Origin of the sequence: Pseudomonas paraeruginosa PA7 (assembly GCF_000017205.1) — a bacterium.
Lineage (GTDB): Bacteria > Pseudomonadota > Gammaproteobacteria > Pseudomonadales > Pseudomonadaceae > Pseudomonas > Pseudomonas paraeruginosa.
On record NC_009656.1, the window covers coordinates 1,115,291 to 1,136,660 of the forward strand.

Sequence of the window (21,370 nt, forward strand, 5' to 3'; positions counted from 1 at the left end):
CAGTCGGCCGCGCGGGATGTCCAGGCTGCGAATCTTGATGGAGGAACCACCGGCTTTTCGCCCAACCCGATGGGACCATGTCCGGCACGCTGGCGATGGTGTGCCCATGGGCGACCTGGTGGCGGTGAGCTTGGTCTTGTCGAAGGGCTTCGGGGGGATGGCGGGGGAGTGTGGGAGAGGCAGGTCGTTGCGGGAGGAATGGGCCAGCGGTTGTTTCAGGCCGCCATAACGAAAGAAGCCTCCCAGTTACGGGAGGCTTCGCGGCGGTAGCTGCCTTTGCCTTTCTTCGCCTGTTCCTGACGGCTGCGGAACAGGGGCTGGGCGATCAGGGATTTGGCCTTGTTCGGCCGCTTGCTTTTCTTTGCCATGGCAGAGGTCCTCGAAGGTGATCGGGCTGGCGCTCGCCAGCGCGCGCATCATCTGCCTGTCGCCGCGGATTGTCCAGTGCCGGTTGCGCCTTCAGGCTGCCGGCAGGCCGAGACGCTGGCCTGCGAGGGTCAGGGTGAGAAGCGAGAGGCCGCTCCAGGGGCTGCCGGGCGCCTGGCCCTTGATCTGCGCGTCGATCAACTGGGCGTCGCGCAGCATCTGGTTCCAGCGGCTGCTCGAGTGGCGCTGCAGGGCGCGGGTCAGCAGCGGCCGGCGCTTGTCCCAGACCGGCGGGCGTGCCTGGGCGAAGGCCTTTTCCAGGGGAATGCCCTGCCCGTATTGCTGGGCCAGGCCAGCCAGCAGGCGGATCTCCCGGGCCAGACCCCAGAGGATCACCGGTGGTTCGATGCCCTCGCCACGCAGCCCTTCGAGGATGCGCAGGGCATGGGCGGCTTCGCCGCCCAGGGCCGCGTCGATCAGGCCGAAGATATCGAAGCGTGCGCTGTCGGCGACCGCGGCCTGGACGGTGGCGGCGTCGATCTGGTTGCCCTCGGCGAGCAGCTTGAGCTTTTCGATTTCCTGGGCGGCGGCGAGGAGGTTGCCTTCTACCCGCGCGGCGATCAGCTCCAGGGCTTCGGGGCTGGCGGACAGCCCGGCCTGGGACAGGCGCTGGCGAATCCACTGCGGCAACTGATGGACGTCGACCGGCCAGACCTGGATGAACTGCGCGGCGCCGCCATCGATCAGGGCCTTGGCCCACTTGGTTTTCTGCGTACTGCCGTCGAGCTTGGGCAGGCTCAGCAGCAACACGGTGTCTTCCGGTGGCCGCTGCAGGTATTCCTGGATAATCGCCGCGCCCTTGTCGCCGGGCTTGCCGGAGGGCAGGCGCAGTTCGATCAGGCGCTTCTCGGCGAACAGCGACAGGCTGGCGCCAGCTTCCAGCAGCAGGCCCCAGTCGAAGTTGGCTTCCGCATTGAACACCTGGCGCTCGCCGAAGTCGCGTTCGCGGCAGGCCTGGCGAATGGCGTCGCAGGCTTCCTGGCATAGCAGCGGTTCGTCGCCACTGACGACATAGACCGCTGCCAGTGGGCCCTGGAGGTGTTTGGCGAGTTGCGCGGGAGTCAGTTTCATAGGGAAGGGCGGGGCCGGCAGGGCCGGCCCCGGGGTATCACGGGGTGGGGAACTCGATCGGCGACTGCTGCGGCTCGGCGGCGCGGCGCTGGCGTTCGGCCTCGTCGGCGGCGCGCAGGGCGTCGGCTTCCGCCTTGGCCTTGGCTTCGGCCTGGCGCTGGGCCTCGTCGAGTTGCGCCGGAGTCAGCGTCTGCAAGCGCATGGAGAGCTGCTGGATCAGGTCGCGGCGCATTTCGCTGCGCAGTTGCGCGGCTTCCTGGTCGGAACCGATCAGGTTGTTCTCGTCGTGCACGTAGACCTTCTGCACCTGCACCTGGTTGCTCATCAGGACCAGGTCGTTGGCGCCGACGATCTCGTAGTTGATCGTGTTGGTCAGCTCGAACTCCGCGCCGCGCGCCGAACCGGTGTAGCTGACGGTGCGCTGCTGGCTGTCCTCGCGGACCAGCACCAGGTGGTAGGGAGCGCTGCTGGTGACCTTCACGCCGCTGTTTTCCAGATTTTCCTTCAGCTCACGCACGGTCGGACCGTAGGCATTGCGCGCGCTGACGTCAAGTTCCTTGAGCGCGAACTGCGCATCGCCCAGGCCGCGCAGTTGGAAGCCGCAGGCAGCCAGCAGGGTGGTCATACCGATCAGCGCGGCGCTGGTCAGGATACGTTTCATCAAGCTTCCCTCACTCCTGTTGATCAGCGCCCCCGGCTCTCCGGGGGCGTCGAATGTAGTCGCGCGTCAGTTGGCGACGATGTTGACCAGCTTGCCCGGAACCACGATGACCTTGCGGATGCTCAGTCCCTCGGTGAAGCGCAGCACGTTCTCGTTGGCCCGCGCCGCCGCCTCGACGTCCTCGCGGCTGGCGCTGGCGGCCACGTCGATGTGCCCGCGCAGCTTGCCGTTGACCTGCACCACCAGTTGCAGGGTGTCCTGCACCAGGGCGCTTTCGTCGACGACCGGCCAGCGTGCGTCGATCACCGCCTCGGCGTGGCCGAGCTGCTCCCACAGCACGTGGCAGATATGCGGGGTGATCGGCGCGAGCAGCAGGACCACGGTTTCCAGGCCCTCCTGGAGCAGCGCGCGATCCTGGGCGTCCTGGCTCGGTGCTTTCTCCAGCACGTTCATCAGGGTCATCACCGCGGCGATGGCGGTGTTGAACTTGTGGTGCTGGCCGACATCCTGGCTGGCCTGCCTGATCGCCAGGTGGATGGCGCGACGCACCTGCTTCTGCGCATCGCTCAGGCTGGCGCCGTCCAGCGCGCCGGGGAGACCGGCGCTGACGTGCGCGTGGGCCAGGCGCCAGACGCGGCGGAGGAAGCGGTTGGCGCCTTCGACGCCGGCGTCCGACCACTCCAGGCTCATGTCCGGCGGCGAGGCGAACATCATGAACAGGCGGCAGGTATCGGCGCCATACTGGTCGATCATCGATTGCGGGTCGACGCCGTTGTTCTTCGACTTCGACATCTTCTCGGTGCCGCCGATCTCCACCGGCTGGCCGTCGCTCTTCAGGCGCGCGCCGACCACCTTGGCCTTGGCGTCGCGCTCGACCTCGACGTCGGCCGGGTTGAACCAGTCCTTGCCGCCATTGGCGGTGGTCCGGTAATAGGTGTCGGCAACCACCATGCCCTGGGTCAGCAGGTTCCTGAACGGCTCGTCGCTGCCGACCAGCCCCTCGTCGCGCATCAGCTTGTGGAAGAAGCGCGCGTAGAGCAGGTGCAGGATGGCGTGCTCGATGCCACCGATGTACTGGTCGACCGGCAGCCAGTAGTCGGCGGCCTTCTTGTCCAGCATGCCGCCTTCGAACTGCGGGCAGGCGTAGCGGGCGAAGTACCAGGACGACTCGACGAAGGTGTCCATGGTGTCGGTTTCGCGCTTGGCCGGCTGGCCGCACTTCGGGCAGCTGCACTCGTAGAACTCCGGCATCTTCGCCAGCGGCGAGCCGGCGCCGTCCGGCACCACGTCCTCCGGCAGGACCACCGGCAACTGCTCGGCCGGCACCGGGACGTCGCCGCAAGCGTCGCAATGGATGATCGGGATCGGACAGCCCCAGTAGCGCTGGCGGCTGATGCCCCAGTCGCGCAGGCGGAACTGAGTGCGCGCCTGGCCCAGGCCCTTGGCCTCGAGGTCGGCGCCAATGGCGTCGAAGGCGGCCTGGTAGCCGAGGTCGTCGTACTTGCCGGAGTTGACGGTGCGCACGGACTCGTCCTTGGCGCCGTACCATTCCTTCCATACGGTGGGCTCGAAGTCGTTCTCGCCTTCGACCCTGGCGATCACCTGGCGGATCGGCAGGCCGTACTTGTTGGCGAATTCGAAGTCGCGTTCGTCATGGCCGGGCACCGCCATCACCGCGCCTTCGCCGTAGTTCATCAGCACGTAGTTGGCGACCCACACCGGCAGCTTGTCGCCGGTCAACGGGTGTTCGACGAACAGGGAAGTGGCCAGGCCTTTCTTTTCCTGGGTGGCGATGTCGGCCTCGGCGACGCCGCCGCGCTTGCACTCGTCGATGAATGCCTGCAACTGCGGATCGTTCTGCGCGGCCTGGGTGGCCAGCGGATGCTCGGCGGCGACGGCCACGTAGGTGGCGCCCATCAGCGTGTCCGGGCGGGTGGTGAAGACCTTCAACTGGCCGGCGTGGCCGATCGAGGCCTGGTCGTAGGGGAAGGCGATCTCCATCCCGCGCGACTTGCCGATCCAGTTGCGCTGCATGGTCTTCACCTGCTCCGGCCAGCCGGGCAGGTTGTCGAGGCTTTCCAGCAGTTCCTCGGCGTAGGCGGTGATCTTGAAGTAGTACATCGGGATCTCGCGCTTCTCGATCAGCGCGCCGGAGCGCCAGCCGCGCCCGTCGATCACCTGCTCGTTGGCGAGTACGGTCTGGTCGACCGGGTCCCAGTTCACGGTGCCGTTCTTGCGGTAGATCACGCCTTTCTCGAACAGGCGGGTGAACAACCACTGCTCCCAGCGGTAGTAATCCGGTTTGCAGGTGGTGACTTCGCGGGTCCAGTCGATGGCCAGGCCGAGGCTGTCCAGCTGCGACTTCATGTAGGCGATGTTGTCGTAGGTCCAGGCCGCCGGCGCTACGTTGTTCTTCATCGCGGCGTTTTCCGCCGGCATGCCGAACGCGTCCCAGCCCATCGGCTGCAGCACGTTGCGGCCCTGCATGCGGTGGTAGCGGCTGATCACGTCGCCGATGGTGTAGTTGCGCACGTGGCCCATGTGCAGCTTGCCGCTCGGATACGGGAACATCGACAGGCAGTAGAACTTCTCTTTGTCGGGTAGCTCCCTGACGAGGAAGGACTGGTGTTCTTTCCAGTAGTTCTGGGCCTGGGTTTCGATCTCGAGTGGCTGATATTGCTCGTGCATGGCGCTACTTAGACGTGACTGTTCGAAAGCCTCGTAGCATACATGACCCCCACCGCCGTCGATAGCCCGCGCCGTTTGTCGCCGGGAGCGGTTCGGCCGGACGGGAACGCTAAGCTTGCCCTATGGACGGTCGATGGCTGGCCGTCCAGTGGTACCTTCAGAGGTGTTCGATGGCTGAGCTGCAACGTGCGAGTGTGACGGGAGGTGGGCTGTACGAGAGGCTGCTGCAGCGTCTCGCCCTGGCTCTGGATGAAGCGGATACGGCCGAGCGCCTGCGCGACGAGCGCCCCACGGAACTCGAGTTGCGCGGCCTCAGCGAAGCAGAGATGGGGCTGATACGCGCCTATCTCGACCAGGACCTGCACTGGTTGCGCGGCTGGCACGCGGCCGCGGAGGAACTGGCGCTGCTCGAGCGCCAGCCCGGCAGGACGGCGCGGCCGCCACGGCCGCAAACGACACCGTTGCGCCGGCATGTCTCGCTCAAGCAGCGACAATTGCTCTGCGCGCTCTGCGGCGCCCCGGTGCAGTGGAGCAAGGGCCATGGCGTGCTGCCGTGCGGCCACTGCGGTTCGCAACTGTTCCGCTCGGGCAACGGTCGCTAGAGGCTTACTGCCGAAGTTTCGCCACGCGTCGCACAATCCTTTAGATTGCCTCCTTCCGACAGGGAGGGGACGATGCCGATCCGTTATTTCTTCAAGCAACTGCTGCTGCCGCCCGGCGGTCTGCTGGTATTGCTGTTCCTGGCGTTCTGGTGGCGTGACAGGCGGCCGCGGCTGGCGCGCCTGTGCGGCGTCTGCGGATTCTTCGGGTTGTGGCTGATGAGCATGCCGCTGAGCGTGGAATGGATGGGCCGCTGGATCGAGAGCGAACCCGCGCTGCGGGCGGAAGACTGGCCGGGCCTGGCGCAGCGCGCCGACGCCATCGTCATCCTCGGTGCCGGGCGGCAGACCAGCGATCCGGCCTGGGGCGACGACGCCCCCAGCCTGCTGGCGGCCGAGCGGCTGCGCTACGCCGCGCGGCTGGCCAGGGCGTCGTCCCTGCCGGTGCTGACCAGCGGCGGCCTGCACTATGGCCGGCCGCCCAGCGAGGCGGCGCTGATGGCCAACGCGCTGCTGGAGGATTTCGGCGTGCCGGCCCGCTGGCAGGAAGGCCTCAGTCGCACGACCTGGGAGAACGCCACCCTCAGCGCCCCGCAGCTACGCGAGGCCGGCGTGCGCCGGGTGGTGCTGGTGACCCAGGCCTGGCACATGCAGCGGGCGCGCTGGAGTTTCGAGCGCCAGGGCTTCGAGGTGATCCCGGCGCCGGTCGGTTTCCTCGGTGGGGCCAACCTGCGCCCGTTCGGCGGCTGGCTGCCGGAGGCGCAGGCGTTCTGGCAGAGCGGCATGCTGCTGAACGAGGCCGTCGGCCTGCTCGGCTATCGCCTGTTCTACCGCTGAAACGCGGTCGGCGCCGCTGCGGCGCCGGTCGTCGAGCGAGCGCTGGCCTCAGCCGAACAGCCGGCGCTCCTGCGGGCGCAACCGGCGACCGAGCAGGGCCCATAGCAGCAGCACGCCGGCCAGGCCGGCCAGCGGCCAGACACGGTACTGCAGGTAGGGCGTGAGGCCCTGCATCGGTATCACCTCGCCACGCAGGATGCCCTGCTGGAACTGCGGGATCTGCTTGACGATCCGGCCGTAGGGATCGATCAACCCGGTGACGCCATTGTTGGTCGCGCGGATCATCCAGCGGCCGCTCTCCAGGGCGCGCATCTGCGCCATCTGCAGGTGCTGCAGCGGGCCGATGGAGGTGCCGAACCAGGTATCGTTGCTCACCGTCAGCAGGACCTGGCTCTGCGCCGCGAGGGCGGCGGCGAACTCCGGATAGACCACTTCATAGCAGATGTACGGGGCGATCTCGTAGCCCTTGGCCTTGAGCAGCGCCTGGTCGGCCGGACCGCGGGCGAAGTCGGACATGGGCAGGTCGAAGAAGGCGATCAGGCCGCGCAGCAGGTCCTGCAGCGGCACGTATTCGCCGAACGGCACCAGCTTCTGCTTGAGGTAGGTGCCCGCGCCTTCGCCGACCACGGTGATGCCGTTGAAGTAGCGGCTGTTTCCGTCGGCGAGGCGCTCGCGCACCGGTACTCCGGTGATCAGCGCGGCCTTCTTGTCGGCGGCGACCTGGCCCATGGCGCCGAGGTAGCCGCTGGCCATGTCCTTGAGAATCGGCACCGCGGTTTCCGGCCAGACGATCAGGTCGACGTCCTGCTGCGGCAGGCTCAGGTCGCGGTAGAGGTCGAGTTGCGCGCGGACCTGCGTCGGGTCCCACTTCAGCTCCTGGGCGATGTTGCCCTGGATCGCCACTACCTTCAGCGGTTCGCCGGCCGAATGGGTCCAGGCGTGGCCCTTGAGATAGAGGCCGGCCGCCCACGGGCCGAGCAGCAGGACCAGCGCCAGCAGCAGGCTGGCACCGTGCGGGAAGAGGCGCGGCAGGTTCACCAGCAGGGCCGCACTGAGAGCGATGACGAAGGACGACAGCCACACGCCGCCCACCGGGACCAGCCCGGCCAGTGGGCCCTGCAGTTGGCTGTAGCCGGCATAGAGCCAGGGGAAGCCGGTGAGGAACCAGCTGCGGAACAGTTCCAGCGCCAGCCACAGCGCGGCGAACGCCAGGGCGTCGCCCAGCGGCGCGTTGTCGCGGCGCAGGCAGCGCGCCCACAGCCAGGCCGGCAGGGCGAAGAAGAAGGCGACGCCGGCGGTGAAGCCGAGCATCAGGAAGCTCGCCAGCGGCACCGAGGCGGCGCCATAGTCGTGGATGCTGACGTAGATCCAGCTGGTGCCGGCGCCGAACGCGCCGAAGCCGTACCACCAGCCGCGCCATAGCGCGGCGCGGGCGGGCAGGCCGCGCAGGCCGAGATAGAGCAGGGCGATCGAGAGGATCGCCAGCGGCCAGTAGTCGAAGGGCGCCAGGGCCAGTGGGGTGAGCGCGCCCGCGGCCAGCGCCAGCAGGTGCCCGGGCCAGCCGGGACGAGAAATCCAACGCATCGAATGTCCTTAGAACCTGTTCAATGTCCGACTGCGCAGACACGGGCCGCTTTCCGGGGCCGACGCAAGCCGCCCGCGGCGTCACCGGCGGACGTGCCGGTCTGGCGCAAGGCGCAAGAGTAAAGGAGGGGCTGGCGAGACGCCAGAAGGACGACGAGGGAAGATGCCCCCCGCACCGTGGCGCAGGGGGAGCAGGCTCAGTTCTGCAGTGGAGACAGGCGCAGCAGGTGCACGCGGCGGCTGTCGGCGTTGAGCACGCGGAAGCGGAACTCGCCGAGTTCTACCACCTCGTTGCGCTTGGGCAGATGGCCGAAGGCACTCATCACCAGGCCGCCGACGGTGTCGAATTCCTCGTCGGAAAACTCCGAGCCGAAGAAGTCGTTGAAGGCATCCACCGGAGTCAGCGCCTTGACGATGAAATCGCCGCTGGGCAGCGGCTTGATGTAGCTGTCTTCCTCGACGTCATGCTCGTCCTCGATGTCGCCGACGATCTGCTCCAGCACGTCCTCGATGGTCACCAGGCCGGCCACGCCGCCGTATTCGTCGATGACGATGGCCATGTGGTTGCGGTTGGCGCGGAATTCGCGGAGCAGGACGTTGAGGCGCTTGGATTCGGGAACGAAGGTGGCCGGGCGCAGCAGTTCCTTGATGTCGAACGGACGCTCGTCGTTGTGCAGGATCAGTGGCAGCAGGTCCTTGGCCAGCAGCACGCCCATGATGTCGTCGAGGCTTTCGCCGATCACCGGATAGCGCGAGTGGGCGGCCTCGATGATGGCGGGGAGGAATTCCTTCGGCGTCTGGGTCGAGCGGATGCTCATCATCTGCGAACGCGGCACCATGATGTCGCGAACCTGCAGGTCGGCGACCTGGATCGCCCCCTCGACGATGGACAGCGCCTCGCTGTCCAGCAGCTTGTTGTCGTGGGCATCGCGCAGCAGCTCGAGGAGCTCCTGGCGGTTTCTCGGCTCGTGGGCAAAAGCCTGGGTGATCTTGTCCAGCCAGGACTTGTGCCCGTTGCTCGATCGGTCTTCGCTCATTTTTCCTTGCTCGGTGGCTCTTCGTCGTCGCAGGCGTATGGGTCGGGATGGCCCAGTTCCGCCAGCAATTCACGTTCCAGTGTTTCCATTTCTTCCGCTTCGGCGTCGTCGATATGGTCGTAGCCGAGCAGGTGCAGGCAGCCGTGGATCACCAGGTGCGCCCAGTGGGCCTGCAGGGGCTTGTGCTGTTCGCGCGCCTCGCGGGCGACCACCGGGGCGCAGATGACCAGGTCGCCGAGCAGCGGGATATCGAGGAACTCCTCCGGCACGTCGGCGGGAAAGGACAGCACGTTGGTCGCGTAGTCCTTGTGCCGGTAGGTGCTGTTCAGCTCCAGGCCCTCGGCCTCGTCCACCAGGCGGATGGTCAGTTCCGACTCCGCCCGCTGGCGCAGGGCCAGTTCGCACCAGGCGCGGAACTGCGCCTCGCTGGGCAGGTCGGCGGCGTCACTGGCGACCTGCAGGTCGAGCTCAAGCGGCATCGTGACCGCCCTTGCCGCTCCCATCGACCGGTCGCACCTGGCCCTGCTGGCGACTTTCGTGGCGTTCGTAGGCTTCGACGATACGCTGCACCAGCGGGTGGCGCACCACGTCCTTGGGCTTGAAGTGGGTGAAACTGATGCCGGGGACGTCCTGCAGCACCTCGATCACGTGCCTGAGGCCGGAGCGGGTGCCGCGCGGCAGGTCGACCTGGGTGACGTCGCCGGTGATCACCGCGGTGGAGCCGAAGCCGATCCGGGTGAGGAACATCTTCATTTGCTCGACGGTGGTGTTCTGGCTCTCGTCGAGGATGATGAAGCTGTTGTTCAGCGTGCGCCCGCGCATGTAGGCCAGCGGCGCGACCTCGATGACGTTGCGCTCGATCAGCTTGGCCACGTGCTCGAAACCGAGCATCTCGTAGAGGGCGTCGTACAGTGGGCGCAGGTAGGGGTCGATCTTCTGCGACAGGTCGCCGGGCAGGAAGCCGAGCTTCTCGCCGGCCTCGACCGCCGGGCGCACCAGCAGGATGCGGCGGATCTGCTCGCGCTCCAGGGCGTCCACCGCGCAGGCCACGGCGAGGTAGGTCTTGCCGGTGCCGGCCGGGCCGATGCCGAAGTTGATGTCGTGGTCGAGGATCGCCTTGACGTAGCGCTGCTGGTTGGCGCCGCGCGGGCGGATGTGCGCCTTGCGCGACTTCAGGGTGATCTGCGGCGCGCTCTGCAGCTCCTCGAGGTCTTCCAGGCCGGACTCCTGGAGGAACAGGTGCACGGTGTCGGGGCTGAGATCGGTACCGTTCTGCGCTTCGCGGTAGAGGCGCTGCAGCAGGCGTTCGGCGACCTTGGTCCGGCGCGGTTCGCCGGCCAGCTCGAACTGGTTGCCGCGGTTGCGGATCTCGATATCGAGACGTTTCTCGATCTGGTGGAGATGTTCGTCGAACTGCCCGCAAAGTGTCGCGAAGCTGCGGGCGTCGAACGGCTCGAGGATGAATCGATGAAGTTCCTGGGGGGCGTTCAAGGTGTTCTGTCGTACTCGCCAGTGGCTGGTTGATAGGGAAGAGGATAACCGCTGGATACCCTCGCGCAAAGTTGCCGCATCGCGGTGGCGCTCCCGGCGCGCCTGCTGAATCGTTGGTTCAGCGGCACGGCGGGAAGGTTCAGCGGCGCCGCCGTACGGTCGTGCCGGCTCAGTGCAGGGTGCCCTCGATCAGCGTGCCACGCAGCGAGTGCGGCAGCGCGTCGTCGATGTGCACCTGGGCGAACTGGCCGATCAGGCGTGGATTGTCGCAGCGGAAGTTGACGATCCGGTTGTTCTCGGTGCGCCCCTGGAGCATGCCGGGGTCCTTCTTCGAGAAGTCGGTGACCAGGATCCGCTGGGTGCTGCCGACCATCCGCCGGCTGATCTCGTAGCCCTGCTGGTGGATGCGGCCCTGGAGGATCTGCAGGCGCCGTTTCTTCACTTCTTCCGGCAGGTCGTCGGCGAGATCGGCGGCGGGCGTGCCGGGACGCGCGCTGTAGATGAAGGAGAAGGAAAAGTCGAAGCCGACCTCTTCCACCAGTTTCATGGTCTGCTCGAAGTCCTTTTCGGTTTCCCCGGGGAAGCCGACGATGAAGTCGGAGCTGATGCAGATGTCCGGGACCGCGGCCTTCAGCTTGCGAATCCGCGACTTGTACTCCAGCACCGTGTGGTTGCGCTTCATCGCCGCCAGCACGCGATCCGAGCCCGACTGCACCGGCAGGTGGATGAACTTCACCAGTTCCGGCACCTCGGCGTGGGCCTGGATCAGCGCGTCGGAGAACTCCAGCGGGTGCGAGGTGGTGTAGCGGATCCGCTCGATTCCGTCGACGGCGGCGACCACCCGCAGCAACTCGGCGAAGTCGGCGAGACGGCCGTCGTGGGTCTGGCCGCGGAAGCCATTGACGTTCTGCCCGAGCAGGGTGACTTCGCGGACGCCATTCTCGGCCAGGTGGATGACCTCGGCGATGACGTCGTCGAACGGCCGGCTGACTTCCTCGCCGCGGGTATAGGGCACCACGCAGAAGCTGCAATACTTGCTGCAGCCTTCCATCACCGAGACGAAGGCCGTGGGACCGTCGACCCGCGGCTCCGGCAGGCGGTCGAACTTCTCGATCTCCGGGAAGGACACGTCGACCTGCGGCTTGCGCGTGCTGCGCGCGGCATCGATCATTTCCGGCAGGCGGTGCAGTGTCTGCGGGCCGAAGACCACGTCGACATAGGGCGCGCGCTCACGGATCGCGGCGCCTTCCTGGCTGGCCACGCAGCCGCCGACGCCGATCACCAGGTCGGGATTCTGCTGTTTCAGGTCGCGCCACATGCCCAGCTTGGAAAACACCTTTTCCTGGGCCTTCTCGCGAATCGAGCAGGTATTGAGCAGGATGACGTCGGCCTCGGCGGCGTTTTCGGTCACCTCGAGGGCTTGGTGTTCACCGAGCAGGTCCGCCATTCGCGAGGAGTCGTACTCGTTCATCTGGCAGCCGTGGGTTTCGATGAAAAGCTTCTTGGCCATGCGCTTCGTCGGACAGTTCGAAAGGACCGGGCATTATAGAGGGAGGGGGGCCGGCTTCCTAGCGTTGCTGGCCGAAAGGCTGTGCTATGATTCGCGCCCTTCTTTTTCCGGCATTGCTTTCCCCGCCATGAACAAGCGCGAAAACCCCATCTACAAGGTGATTTTCCTCAACCAGGGCCAGGTCTTCGAGATGTACGCCAAGCAGATCTACCAGAGCGATCTGTGGGGCTTCCTGGAAATCGAGGAGTTCGTCTTCGGCGAGCGTACCCAGGTGGTGGTGGATCCCAGCGAGGAGAAGCTCAAGGCGCAGTTCGAAGGCGTGCTGCGCAGCTTCGTGCCGATGCATGCGATCGTCCGTATCGACGAGGTCGAGCGCCTCGGCACGCCGAAGATCAGCGAGGCCAAGGGTGCCGGCAACGTCATGCCGTTCCCCATGCCGATGCCCGGCAAGAGCGACTGATCCACTTGGGCGCGAGGGTCAGGGCAGCGGCGCGAAGGGCGTGACGCCGCCGGCGGTCTGCAACTCGATCAGATAGTTGCGGAAGATCTGGCCGAGAACCCGGGTGGCGATGTCCAGCTCGTCGCGGTTCATCTGCTCGGCCACCAGGTCGGCGCTGTCCAGCGCGTCCTCGGCGCCGTTCACCGCGGCCATCTTCAGCACGATGTAGGCCTGTACGTTGTTCGCCGGTACCCCTTCGCCGCGGAAAAACATGGTGCCCAGGTGGTACTGGGCCAGGGCATGGCCCTGCAGCGAAGCTTTCTCGAACCAGTTGAGGGCGGCCTGGAGGTCGCGCGGGATGCGCTGGCCGTCGTAGAAGAACTCGCCCAGTTCGTATTGCGCCTCGGCGTCGCCGTCGTTGGCGACCTTCTGGCAGGTGGCGAGGGCTTGCTGCAATTCTTCGGGAACGGTGTTCAGCGCGCAGCGGCCGGTCGCTGGAATCAGCAACGAGTTGCCTCCCGCCTGCGCGAGCAGCGGCTGGAGGAGCAACAGGCAACCCAGGGCGAGGGTGCGGCCGGTACGGAACATGAGGGGAAGACACCTCCTGGATCGGGGCGGGCAAGGGCTGCCCGGCCAACGAAATGCGCTGACCCTCACATTATGAAATAAGCCGACGCCTCCTTACAAAGTCTTTACTGTCTTTTCGGGAACTTTGTCGGTGTGCCTATGCGTTTCGGGTAGGAATGTCCTGCGCCAGGGGCGGGCGGCGCCCGGAAGGGCGCCGTAAGGGAGGTCACTTCAGCGCGGCGAAGGCTTTCTCTGCGGCGTTCAGCGTGATTTCCAGTTCCCTGTCGCCATGGGCGATCGAGGTGAAACCGGCTTCGAAGGCGCTCGGCGCCAGGTACACGCCGCCGTCGAGCATCAGGTGGAAGAAGCGCTTGAAACGCTCCACATCGCTGGTCATCACGTCCTCGAAGGTGACGATGGCCTCGGCGTCAGTGAAATACAGGCCGAACATGCCGCCGGCCTGGGTGGTGACGAAGGGGATGCCGGCGGCGTCGGCGCGCTGCTGCAGGCCCTCGAGCATGCGCGTGGTGTAGGCGCCCAGCTCGTCATGGAAGCCGGGGCGGCTGATCAGGCGCAGGGTGGTCAGGCCGGCGGCCATCGCCAGCGGGTTGCCCGACAGGGTGCCGGCCTGGTAGACCGGGCCCAGCGGGGATATCTGCTGCATGATCTCGCGCTTGCCGCCGAAGGCACCCACCGGCATGCCGCCGCCGATGATCTTGCCGAAAGTCGACAGGTCCGGGGTGACCCCGTAGTAGGCCTGGGCGCCGCCGAGGGCAACGCGGAAGCCGGTCATCACCTCGTCGAAGATCAACACCACGCCATGCTCGTCGCAAGCCTCGCGCAGGCCTTCGAGGAAGCCCGGCGCCGGCGGCACGCAGTTCATGTTGCCGGCGACCGGCTCGACGATGATGCAGGCGACGTCCGTGCCGACCTCGGCGAGGGTCTCGCGCACCGCCTCGATGTCGTTGAAAGGCAGCGTCAGGGTGTGCTTGGCGAAGGCCGCCGGCACGCCCGGGGAATTCGGCACGCCGAAGGTCAGGGCGCCGGAGCCGGCCTTCACCAGCAGGCTGTCGGAGTGGCCGTGGTAGCAGCCTTCGAACTTGATGATGCTGTCGCGTCCGGTATAGCCCCGGGCCAGGCGGATCGCGCTCATGGTCGCCTCGGTGCCGGAGCTGACCATGCGCACCATTTCCATCGACGGCACCATGGCGCAGACCAGGTCGGCCATTTCCACTTCCAGCGCGGTCGGCGCGCCGTAGGACAGGCCGTGGTCGAGCTGCCGGCGCACCGCGTCGAGCACGTCCGGGTGGCTGTGGCCGAGGATCATCGGGCCCCAGGAGCCGACGTAGTCCACGTAGCGCTTGTCGTCTTCGTCCAGCACATAGGCGCCTTCGGCATGCTTGAAGAACAGCGGGGTGCCGCCGACGCTCTTGAAGGCGCGCACCGGGGAGTTGACCCCGCCGGGGATGTGTTTCTGGGCGTTGCTGAACAGCGTTTCGGAACGGGACATGGCTAGCTCTCTATCTCTTCGGGCGAGGCGCGGAGGCGTCAGGCGGTTTCGAACAGGGCGCTGAAGGCGCGGGCGCGGCGTTCCACCTCGGCGGCGGATGCGGCGGCGAACAGCGCATGGATCACGGCGATCAGGTCGACGCCGCGGGCGATCAGGCCGGGCGCGGTGTCCAGGCTGATGCCGCCGATGGCGGTGATCGGCAGGTGCAGGCGCGGCCGTGCCTGGTCGAGCAGTTCGACGCTGGCGGCGGGAGCGCCGGGTTTGGTGCTGGAGTTGAAGAAGCGGCCGAAGGCGACATAACTGGCGCCGTCGGCCACCGCCTGCTCGGCCAGTTCCAGGCTGGCATGGCAGGTGGCGCCGACGAGCGCCTGGCGGCCGAGCAGGGCGCGCGCCGCGGACAGCGAACCGTCGGTCTGGCCGAGGTGCACGCCGACGCCCAGGCGCGCAGCGAGTTCGGCGTCGTCGTTGACGATGAGCTGCGCGCCATGCCGCTCGCAGAGTTCGCGCAGGCTTGCCGCCTCGCGCAGGCGCCGCGCCTGGTCGCAGGACTTGTCGCGGTACTGCAGCAGGCGCGCGCCGCCGCGCAGCGCCGCTTCGACGTAGGGCAGCAGGCGACCGTCGTCCAGTAGCTGGCTATCGGTGATGGCGTACAGGCCGCGCAGCTTCATCTCGTGGCTCTCAGTGGCAGAAGTCGGTGGGCAGGCGGCGCGGCACGTACTGGCCGTGGCCCGGGCTCTCGGCGTCGCGCAGGGTGCGCCAGGTGTAGTCGAGGGCGCTCTGCACGGCGCCGTGCAGCGCTTCGCCGAGGGCGATGCGGCCGGCCAGGGTGCTGGCCAGGGTGCAGCCGGAGCCATGGTAGCTGCCGGGCAGGCGCTGGCAGGTGAAGGTGTGGCGGCTGCCGTCGCGGCTGTACAGGCGGTTGTGCACTTCGCTTTCATCGCCGTGGCCGCCGGTGATCAGCAGGTGCTGGCAATGCTCCAGCAGGCGCTCGGCGCACTGGTCGGCGCTGCCTTCCGGCAGGTCGGCGAGCAGGCGCGCTTCCGGCAGGTTGGGGGTGGCGATGGTGGCGCGCGGCAGCAGCCGCTCGCGCATGGCGAAACCGACGTCGCCCTTGCCCAGCGCGCCGCCGCCGCCGGCGCGCAGCACCGGGTCGCAGACCACCGGCAGGTGCGGGTGGGTGGCGAGGAGTTCGATCACCGTGTCGACCATCTCCAGCGAACCGAGCATGCCCAGCTTGACCGCGGCGACGGGCAGGTCGGCGAGCACGGCGTTGGCCTGGGCCAGCACCCATTCACGGTCGAGGACGCGGAAGTCGCTGACGTTGACGGTGTCCTGCACGGTCAGCGCGGTGACCGCCGGGGCGGCATGGCAACCCTGGGCGAGCAGGGCTTCGATGTCGGCCTGCAGGCCGGCACCGCCACTGGGGTCGTGGCCGGACAGGCAAAGCACTACGGGGCGGGAGGTCGGTGTTTTCATGGCGCGGGAGCTTACCACTAAAAGCGTCGTGCGGCGGAGGCGCGGGCGACCTTCGGCCGCATCGGCCGGCCAGCCTGTGACGCTCGCCAGGCCGGATGTGGCGCGGCGTGTGCTAAAGTTCGGCGATATTCAAACAACGCCCGCCAAGGGCGGACCATATCGAGGGAGGTGGGGCTCCCGGTCCGCTCGAGGGGCATTGCGGGGCATCATGCGGCACTGGCTGATTCTCTTTCTTCTTGCGTTGCCCTGCCTGGCGGGCGCGGTGAGCTTCGACGAACGGGTCGAGCGCCTGCCGCTGGGGCAGTCCATCGACGTCTTCGAGGACGTGCGTGGCAGCGCCGACATCAACGACATCACCTCCCGAGCCATCGATGGCAGCTTTCGCCGCCATGACAAGGAGGTATTGAACGCCGGCTATTCGCGCTCGGTGTTCTGGCTGCGCCTGGACCTCGACTATCGTCCGCTGGCCACGGGCGTTCCGCGCACCTGGCTGCTGGAGCTGGCCTATCCGCCGCTGGACAAGCTCGACCTGTACCTGCCCGACGGCCAGGGCGGCTACCGCCTGGCCCAGCGCACCGGCGACACCCTGCCGTTCGCCAGCCGGCCGATCCGGCAGAACAACTACCTCTTCGAGCTGCCGCTGGAGCCGAACAAGCCGCAACGCGTCTACCTGCGGCTGGAAAGCCAGGGGTCGATCCAGGCGCCGCTGACCCTCTGGTCGCCCAAGGCCTACCTGGAAGAGCAGCCCGGGCGCATCTACGTGCTCGGCATCATCTACGGCGTGCTGCTGGTGATGCTGATCTACAACCTGTTCATCTTCCTCAGCGTCCGCGACACCAGCTATCTCTACTACATCCTCTACATCGCCTCGTTCGGTCTCTACCAGGTGTCGGTGAACGGTGCCGGCATCGAATACTTCTGGCCCGATAACCCCTGGTGGGCGAACGCCGCCACGCCGTTCCTGATCGGCTCGGCGGCATTGTTCGGCTGCCAGTTCGCCCGCAGTTTCCTGCACACCCGCGACCACAGCGTGTGGGTCGATCGCGGCCTGCTGGCGCTGATGGCGGTCGGTGCGCTGGTGATGCTGCTGGCGCTGACCATGAGCTACGCCGTGGCCCTGCGCCTGGCCACCTACCTGGCGCTGGCCTTCACCGGCCTGATCTTCGCCGCCGGCATCCTCGCCTGGCTGCGCGGCATGCGGGTGGCGCGCTATTTCATCATCGCCTGGACCGCCTTCCTCCTCGGCGGCATCGTCAACACCCTGATGGTGCTGGGCTACCTGCCGAACATGTTCCTCACCATGTATGCCAGCCAGATCGGTTCGGCGCTGGAGGTGGGTCTGCTGTCGCTGGCGCTGGCCGACCGGATCAACGCGATGAAGGAGGAGCGCGCGCGAATCCTCCAGGAGTCCAGCCGCAAGCTGGAGGCACTGAACCAGGAACTGGCCAACAGCAACCGCCTGAAGGACGAGTTCCTCGCCACCGTCACTCACGAGTTGCGCACGCCGATGAGCGGGGTGATCGGTTCGCTGGAACTGATGCAGACGGTGCCGATGGACGTCGAACTCGCCGAGTACCAGCGCACCGCCGCCGGCTCGGCGCGGGACATGATGCGGATGGTCAACGACATCCTCGCCCTCATCGAGCTGCAGGCCGGCAAGCTCTACCCGCGGCGCGAGCCGTTCAGCCTGCGCGGGCTGTTCGACAGCCTGCGCGCGCAATACGCGCCGCGCGCCGAGGAGAAGGGCCTGCGCTTCGTCCTGCAACTGGACGACAGCCTGCCGGATACCCTCGAAGGCGATGCCGGCAAGCTGGCCCAGGCGCTGGGCTACCTGATCGACAACGCGATCAAGTTCACCGCCAGGGGCAGCGTGACCCTGCGCGTCGCCGCCGGGCGTACCCATGACGGCGTGGCGTTGCGGGTGGAGGTGATCGACACCGGCATCGGTTTCGACATGGCCGCCGGCAGCGACCTCTACCAGCGCTTCGTCCAGGCCGACAGCTCGCTGACCCGGGGCTATGGTGGGCTTGGCATCGGCCTGGCGTTGTGCCGCAAGCTGGTGGAGCTGCTTGGCGGCGAGCTGAGCCATGAGTCCCGGCCGGGACAGGGCAGCCGCTTCCTCCTGCGCCTGCAACTGACCCAGCCGGCCCAGGGCCTGGCGCCGCCGCCGCGGCGCGCCGGCGGGCAGGCGGTGCGGCGTCCCGAGGAGTGCACGGTGCTGGTGGTGGAGGACAATGCCATCAACCAGTTGGTGACTCGCGGCATGCTGCTCAAGCTCGGCTACCGGGTGCGCACCGCCGACAACGGCAGCGAGGCGCTGGAGTCGCTGGCGCGCGAGCGGCCGGACGGCGTCCTGCTCGACTGCCAGATGCCGGTGATGGACGGCTTCGCCACCTGTCGGGCGATCCGCGCGCTGCCCGGCTGCGCGGAACTGCCGGTGCTGGCGTTGACCGCCCACAGCCACAGCGGCGATCGCGAGCGCTGCCTGGCGGCAGGCATGAGCGACTACATGGCCAAGCCGGTCAAGTTCGAAGAGTTGCAGACCCTGCTGCACGATTGGCTGCTGTGCCAGCCGATCGTCACCAAGTCCGCCTGAAGCCTTTCCTCGGCTGGCTGAAATGCCGGCCTGCGCGACCTGTATGTCTCTTTAGGCAAAGCCTGAAGCGTGATTCACTGGGAAAAAGTGAATCCGGATTCAGTCATGGTCTATCGTGTCACCGAACGCCGCCTGCAACGCGATTCCGCGCTGCGCGAGCGTATCCTCCAGCTGGGCCTGCGGCGTGTCGCGGAGGGCGGTTTCGCCGCGCTGACCATGCAGGCCCTGGCCGACGACGCGGGGATCGCCACCGGCAGCCTGTACCGCCATTTCCGTGGCAAGGGCGAGCTGGCGGCGGAAATCTTCCGCCGCGCCAGCCAGCGTGAGGTCGATGCCCTGGCCGTCGTCCTGCGCGGTCCCGGCGCGCCCGCCTGGCGCCTGGCCGAGGGCTTGCGGCGCTTCGCCGCGCGCGCCTGGAGCAGCCAGCGGCTGGCCTTCGCCCTGATCGCCGAGCCGGTGGACCCGGAAGTCGACGAGCAGCGCCTGCGCTATCGCGAGGCCTACGCCGCGCTGTTCGTCGAACTGCTCGAGGAAGGCCGGCGCAGCGGCGCATTCCGGCTTTCCCTGGTGCCGCTTGCCGCGGCCTGCCTGGTCGGGGCCATCGCCGAGGCGCTGGTCGGCCCCTTGTCTCCCCCGGCGCGCGCCGCTCGCGACAGCGGCCAGCCGGAACCGAGTCTGGAGCCGGTGAGTACGGCTCTGGTGAACTTCTGCCTGCGCGCGGTGGGCGCGCCTGTCTGCGAGGAACCCTCATGAACCTGCACCAGTACGCCGAAACCCACGAAGTGACCAACCAGGTACCGTCGCTGGATGGCGCCAACCTCTACCGCCTCGACCTGCCTCTCCAGGAGTGGGTGCGTCGCTACCAGGGCGGCTGGGCCGAGGAGCGCCTTCAGCGCTACGGCGAGCTGGCCGGCGGCCCGCTGATGGCGGCCGGCTTCCTGGCCAACCAGCACAAACCGGAATTCCACAGCCACGACCGCTACGGCAACCGCGTCGACCTGGTGGAGTTCCATCCCGCCTACCACGAGCTGATGCGCGCCGCCATCGAGCACGAACTGCCCTCGCTGCCCTGGACCGACCCGCGACCCGGCGCCCAGGTGGCGCGGGCCGGGCTGTCCTACCTGCACAGCCAGGCGGAGGCCGGCACCGGTTGCCCGCTGACCATGACCTACGCCAGCGTGCCGGCGATCCGCCTGCAGGCGGACCTGGCCGAGAAATGGCTGCCGAAGATCCTCTCCCGCGAGTACGACCCGCGCAACGTGGCGATGGAGCAGAAGGCGGGCGTCACCATCGGCATGGCAATGACCGAGAAGCAGGGCGGCACAGACGTCCGTGCCAACACCACGCGGGCCTACCCGGTGGGGATTCCCGGGCCGGGCCAGGCCTACGAACTGGTCGGGCACAAGTGGTTCTGCTCGGCGCCGATGTGCGACGCCTTCCTCACCCTGGCCTATACCGACAAGGGCCTGACCTGCTTCCTGCTGCCGCGCCACCGGCCGGACGGTAGCCGCAACCAGTTCTACATCCAGCGCCTGAAGGACAAGCTGGGCAACTGGTCGAACGCCTCCAGCGAGATCGAGTACCGCGGCGCCCTGGCCTGGATGGTCGGCGAGGAGGGCCGTGGCGTGCCGACCATCATCGAGATGGTCGCCATGACCCGCTTCGACTGCATGATCGGTTCCAGCGCGCTGATGCGCCAGGCGTTGACCCAGGCCGCGCACCACTGCGCCTACCGCAAGGTCGGCGGGCGGGTGCTGGCCGAGCAGCCGCTGATGCAGAACGTGCTCGCCGACCTGGCGCTGGAAAGCGAGGCGGCCCTGGCCCTGACCCTGCGTATGGGGCATGCCCTGGACCGTGCCCACGACGAGCAGGAGGAGAAGTTCGCCCGCCTGGTCACCGCGGTGGGCAAGTACTGGATCTGCAAGCGTGCGCCGGCGATGATCAACGAAGCCTCCGAATGCATGGGCGGTGCCGGCTACGTCGAGGAAACCATCCTCCCGCGGCTGTACCGCGAGGCGCCGGTGAACTCGATCTGGGAAGGTTCCGGCAACGTCCAGTGCCTGGACGTGCTGCGTGCCCTGTCGAAGGAGCCGGGCGTGCTCGACGCGCTGTTCGCCGAACTTGGCGACGGCCATGGCGATGCCCGTCTCGCCGCGCACATCGGCAACCTCAAGGCAGCTTTCGCCGACACCGCCGACATCCAGTACCGCGCCCGTCAGCTCACCGAGGACGTGGCGGTCGCCCTGCAGGCCAAGCTGTTGCTGGAAGCCGGCAACTCCGTGGTGTCCGATGCCTTCATCGGCAGTCGCCTGGGCGACGGCGGGCGGGTCTACGGCACCCTGCCGCGTGGCGCCGAGGTCGAGGCGCTGTTGGCTCGCGCCACCCCGCACCTGGCCTGAGGCGCGCCGCGATGCAGGCGCATCCGCGCTACCGGGAGCTGGTCGAGCAGGGCTTCGCCGCGGCCAGTTTCGTCGGCGACCTCGGCATCCGTCCGCTGGACTGCGGGCCGGGTTGGGTCGAAGCGGGGCTGGACATCCTGCCCCGCCACGCCCAGCAGAACGGCTTCATCCATGCCGGGGTCCAGGCGACCCTGGCCGACCATGCCGCCGGGGCCGCCGCCGCGACCCTGGTGGCGGAGGGGCAGACGGTGCTGACCCTCGAGTTCAAGCTCAACCTGTTGCGCCCGGCGCGCTGCCAGCGCCTGTTGTGTCGCGCCGAGGTGCTCAAGGCCGGGCGCCAGGTGACGGTGGTCGAGGCCGAGGTGTTCGCCGAGGAGGGCGGCCGGCGATGCCTGTTCAGCAAGGCCACCGTGACCATGGCGGTAGTGGCGTTGCCCGAATGAGGCAACGGGAGAAAAGCGCTGTGTTTTCCTGTCGGT

At 67.6% G+C, this 21,370-nt stretch carries 20 protein-coding genes; 7 read left to right on the plus strand and 13 right to left on the minus strand.

Annotated features, from left to right (window positions below):
- Positions 1-215 precede the first annotated feature (215 nt).
- From arfA to leuS, 4 genes are all read right to left on the minus strand, one after another.
- Positions 216-368, minus strand: coding sequence for an alternative ribosome rescue factor ArfA (arfA, locus tag PSPA7_RS05310; RefSeq protein WP_003152231.1), 153 nt, complete (start codon positions 366-368; stop codon positions 216-218).
- A gap of 91 nt (positions 369-459) precedes the next feature.
- Positions 460-1,497 carry a DNA polymerase III subunit delta gene (holA, locus tag PSPA7_RS05315; protein ID WP_003152232.1) on the minus strand — a complete coding sequence of 346 codons (1,038 nt, stop codon included), beginning with the start codon at positions 1,495-1,497 and terminating at the stop codon, positions 460-462.
- Between the two features lie 37 nt (positions 1,498-1,534).
- The gene (locus PSPA7_RS05320; protein WP_003152234.1) at positions 1,535-2,158 is read right to left on the minus strand and encodes an LPS-assembly lipoprotein LptE; all 624 of its coding nucleotides are present in this window, start codon (positions 2,156-2,158) and stop codon (positions 1,535-1,537) included.
- 66 nt (positions 2,159-2,224) lie between these two features.
- Entirely contained in the window at positions 2,225-4,846 is a 2,622-nt protein-coding gene (gene leuS, locus PSPA7_RS05325) for a leucine--tRNA ligase (protein WP_012074434.1), read from the minus strand.
- 170 nt (positions 4,847-5,016) lie between these two features.
- Here leuS and PSPA7_RS05330 point away from each other — a divergent pair, with 170 nt between their 5' ends.
- Positions 5,017-5,448: a hypothetical protein gene (locus PSPA7_RS05330; RefSeq protein WP_012074435.1), complete on the plus strand. Its 432-nt coding sequence runs from the start codon at positions 5,017-5,019 to the stop codon at positions 5,446-5,448.
- A 72-nt stretch (positions 5,449-5,520) separates the two neighbouring features.
- The gene (locus tag PSPA7_RS05335; protein WP_012074436.1) at positions 5,521-6,282 is read left to right on the plus strand and encodes a YdcF family protein; all 762 of its coding nucleotides are present in this window, start codon (positions 5,521-5,523) and stop codon (positions 6,280-6,282) included.
- 48 nt (positions 6,283-6,330) lie between these two features.
- Here the strand turns inward: PSPA7_RS05335 and lnt are convergent, their stop codons facing one another.
- The 5 genes from lnt to miaB form a co-directional block, all read right to left on the minus strand.
- Positions 6,331-7,866, minus strand: a complete 1,536-nt coding sequence (gene lnt / locus PSPA7_RS05340) for an apolipoprotein N-acyltransferase (protein ID WP_003157109.1) — start codon at positions 7,864-7,866, stop codon at positions 6,331-6,333.
- Positions 7,867-8,063: 197 nt separating this feature from the next.
- Entirely contained in the window at positions 8,064-8,903 is an 840-nt protein-coding gene (locus PSPA7_RS05345; protein WP_012074437.1) for a CorC family transporter, read from the minus strand.
- The gene (gene ybeY, locus PSPA7_RS05350; RefSeq protein WP_003157108.1) at positions 8,900-9,382 is read right to left on the minus strand and encodes an rRNA maturation RNase YbeY; all 483 of its coding nucleotides are present in this window, start codon (positions 9,380-9,382) and stop codon (positions 8,900-8,902) included. The genes PSPA7_RS05345 and ybeY overlap by 4 nt, the downstream gene beginning before the upstream one ends.
- The gene (locus PSPA7_RS05355; protein ID WP_003157107.1) at positions 9,372-10,394 is read right to left on the minus strand and encodes a PhoH family protein; all 1,023 of its coding nucleotides are present in this window, start codon (positions 10,392-10,394) and stop codon (positions 9,372-9,374) included. Before PSPA7_RS05355 ends, ybeY begins: the two co-directional genes overlap by 11 nt.
- Before the next feature lie 169 nt (positions 10,395-10,563).
- Positions 10,564-11,904, minus strand: coding sequence for a tRNA (N6-isopentenyl adenosine(37)-C2)-methylthiotransferase MiaB (gene miaB / locus PSPA7_RS05360; RefSeq protein WP_012074439.1), 1,341 nt, complete (start codon positions 11,902-11,904; stop codon positions 10,564-10,566).
- A 127-nt stretch (positions 11,905-12,031) separates the two neighbouring features.
- On the opposite strand from miaB, the gene PSPA7_RS05365 reads away from it, so the two are divergent.
- The gene (locus PSPA7_RS05365) at positions 12,032-12,364 is read left to right on the plus strand and encodes a DUF1820 family protein (RefSeq protein WP_003093157.1); all 333 of its coding nucleotides are present in this window, start codon (positions 12,032-12,034) and stop codon (positions 12,362-12,364) included.
- 18 nt (positions 12,365-12,382) lie between these two features.
- Here PSPA7_RS05365 and PSPA7_RS05370 read toward each other — a convergent pair whose 3' ends face one another.
- The 4 genes from PSPA7_RS05370 to PSPA7_RS05385 form a co-directional block, all read right to left on the minus strand.
- A complete protein-coding gene (locus PSPA7_RS05370) occupies positions 12,383-12,931 on the minus strand; it encodes a tetratricopeptide repeat protein (protein WP_012074440.1) in 549 nt (182 codons plus the stop codon).
- Positions 12,932-13,136: 205 nt separating this feature from the next.
- Positions 13,137-14,420 carry a glutamate-1-semialdehyde 2,1-aminomutase gene (gene hemL, locus PSPA7_RS05375; RefSeq protein WP_012074441.1) on the minus strand — a complete coding sequence of 428 codons (1,284 nt, stop codon included), beginning with the start codon at positions 14,418-14,420 and terminating at the stop codon, positions 13,137-13,139.
- Positions 14,421-14,458: 38 nt separating this feature from the next.
- A complete protein-coding gene (gene thiE, locus PSPA7_RS05380; protein WP_012074442.1) occupies positions 14,459-15,088 on the minus strand; it encodes a thiamine phosphate synthase in 630 nt (209 codons plus the stop codon).
- A 10-nt stretch (positions 15,089-15,098) separates the two neighbouring features.
- Entirely contained in the window at positions 15,099-15,896 is a 798-nt protein-coding gene (locus tag PSPA7_RS05385) for a hydroxymethylpyrimidine/phosphomethylpyrimidine kinase (protein WP_003157102.1), read from the minus strand.
- A gap of 208 nt (positions 15,897-16,104) precedes the next feature.
- Here PSPA7_RS05385 and ladS point away from each other — a divergent pair, with 208 nt between their 5' ends.
- The 4 genes from ladS (at position 16,105) to PSPA7_RS05405 (ending at position 21,334) form a co-directional block, all read left to right on the plus strand.
- Complete coding sequence (gene ladS / locus PSPA7_RS05390) at positions 16,105-18,492, plus strand: hybrid sensor histidine kinase/response regulator LadS (RefSeq protein WP_012074444.1); 2,388 nt, start codon at positions 16,105-16,107, stop codon at positions 18,490-18,492.
- A gap of 105 nt (positions 18,493-18,597) precedes the next feature.
- The gene (locus PSPA7_RS05395) at positions 18,598-19,245 is read left to right on the plus strand and encodes a TetR/AcrR family transcriptional regulator (RefSeq protein ID WP_012074445.1); all 648 of its coding nucleotides are present in this window, start codon (positions 18,598-18,600) and stop codon (positions 19,243-19,245) included.
- Entirely contained in the window at positions 19,242-20,891 is a 1,650-nt protein-coding gene (locus PSPA7_RS05400) for an acyl-CoA dehydrogenase family protein (protein WP_012074446.1), read from the plus strand. The genes PSPA7_RS05395 and PSPA7_RS05400 overlap by 4 nt, the downstream gene beginning before the upstream one ends.
- Before the next feature lie 11 nt (positions 20,892-20,902).
- Positions 20,903-21,334, plus strand: a complete 432-nt coding sequence (locus tag PSPA7_RS05405; RefSeq protein WP_012074447.1) for a PaaI family thioesterase — start codon at positions 20,903-20,905, stop codon at positions 21,332-21,334.
- Positions 21,335-21,370 lie beyond the last annotated feature (36 nt).

Coding starts and splice junctions, on each gene's coding strand:
- PSPA7_RS05370 (WP_012074440.1), bottom strand. CDS start 12,931: ATGTTCCGTACCGGCCGCACCCTCGCCCTGGGTTGCCTGTTGCTCCTC.
- PSPA7_RS05335 (WP_012074436.1), top strand. CDS start 5,521: ATGCCGATCCGTTATTTCTTCAAGCAACTGCTGCTGCCGCCCGGCGGT.
- miaB (WP_012074439.1), bottom strand. CDS start 11,904: ATGGCCAAGAAGCTTTTCATCGAAACCCACGGCTGCCAGATGAACGAG.
- ladS (WP_012074444.1), top strand. CDS start 16,105: ATGCGGCACTGGCTGATTCTCTTTCTTCTTGCGTTGCCCTGCCTGGCG.
- thiE (WP_012074442.1), bottom strand. CDS start 15,088: ATGAAGCTGCGCGGCCTGTACGCCATCACCGATAGCCAGCTACTGGAC.
- PSPA7_RS05345 (WP_012074437.1), bottom strand. CDS start 8,903: ATGAGCGAAGACCGATCGAGCAACGGGCACAAGTCCTGGCTGGACAAG.
- PSPA7_RS05320 (WP_003152234.1), bottom strand. CDS start 2,158: ATGAAACGTATCCTGACCAGCGCCGCGCTGATCGGTATGACCACCCTG.
- PSPA7_RS05395 (WP_012074445.1), top strand. CDS start 18,598: ATGGTCTATCGTGTCACCGAACGCCGCCTGCAACGCGATTCCGCGCTG.
- PSPA7_RS05330 (WP_012074435.1), top strand. CDS start 5,017: ATGGCTGAGCTGCAACGTGCGAGTGTGACGGGAGGTGGGCTGTACGAG.
- arfA (WP_003152231.1), bottom strand. CDS start 368: ATGGCAAAGAAAAGCAAGCGGCCGAACAAGGCCAAATCCCTGATCGCC.
- leuS (WP_012074434.1), bottom strand. CDS start 4,846: ATGCACGAGCAATATCAGCCACTCGAGATCGAAACCCAGGCCCAGAAC.
- lnt (WP_003157109.1), bottom strand. CDS start 7,866: ATGCGTTGGATTTCTCGTCCCGGCTGGCCCGGGCACCTGCTGGCGCTG.
- PSPA7_RS05365 (WP_003093157.1), top strand. CDS start 12,032: ATGAACAAGCGCGAAAACCCCATCTACAAGGTGATTTTCCTCAACCAG.
- PSPA7_RS05385 (WP_003157102.1), bottom strand. CDS start 15,896: ATGAAAACACCGACCTCCCGCCCCGTAGTGCTTTGCCTGTCCGGCCAC.
- ybeY (WP_003157108.1), bottom strand. CDS start 9,382: ATGCCGCTTGAGCTCGACCTGCAGGTCGCCAGTGACGCCGCCGACCTG.
- PSPA7_RS05400 (WP_012074446.1), top strand. CDS start 19,242: ATGAACCTGCACCAGTACGCCGAAACCCACGAAGTGACCAACCAGGTA.
- holA (WP_003152232.1), bottom strand. CDS start 1,497: ATGAAACTGACTCCCGCGCAACTCGCCAAACACCTCCAGGGCCCACTG.
- hemL (WP_012074441.1), bottom strand. CDS start 14,420: ATGTCCCGTTCCGAAACGCTGTTCAGCAACGCCCAGAAACACATCCCC.
- PSPA7_RS05405 (WP_012074447.1), top strand. CDS start 20,903: ATGCAGGCGCATCCGCGCTACCGGGAGCTGGTCGAGCAGGGCTTCGCC.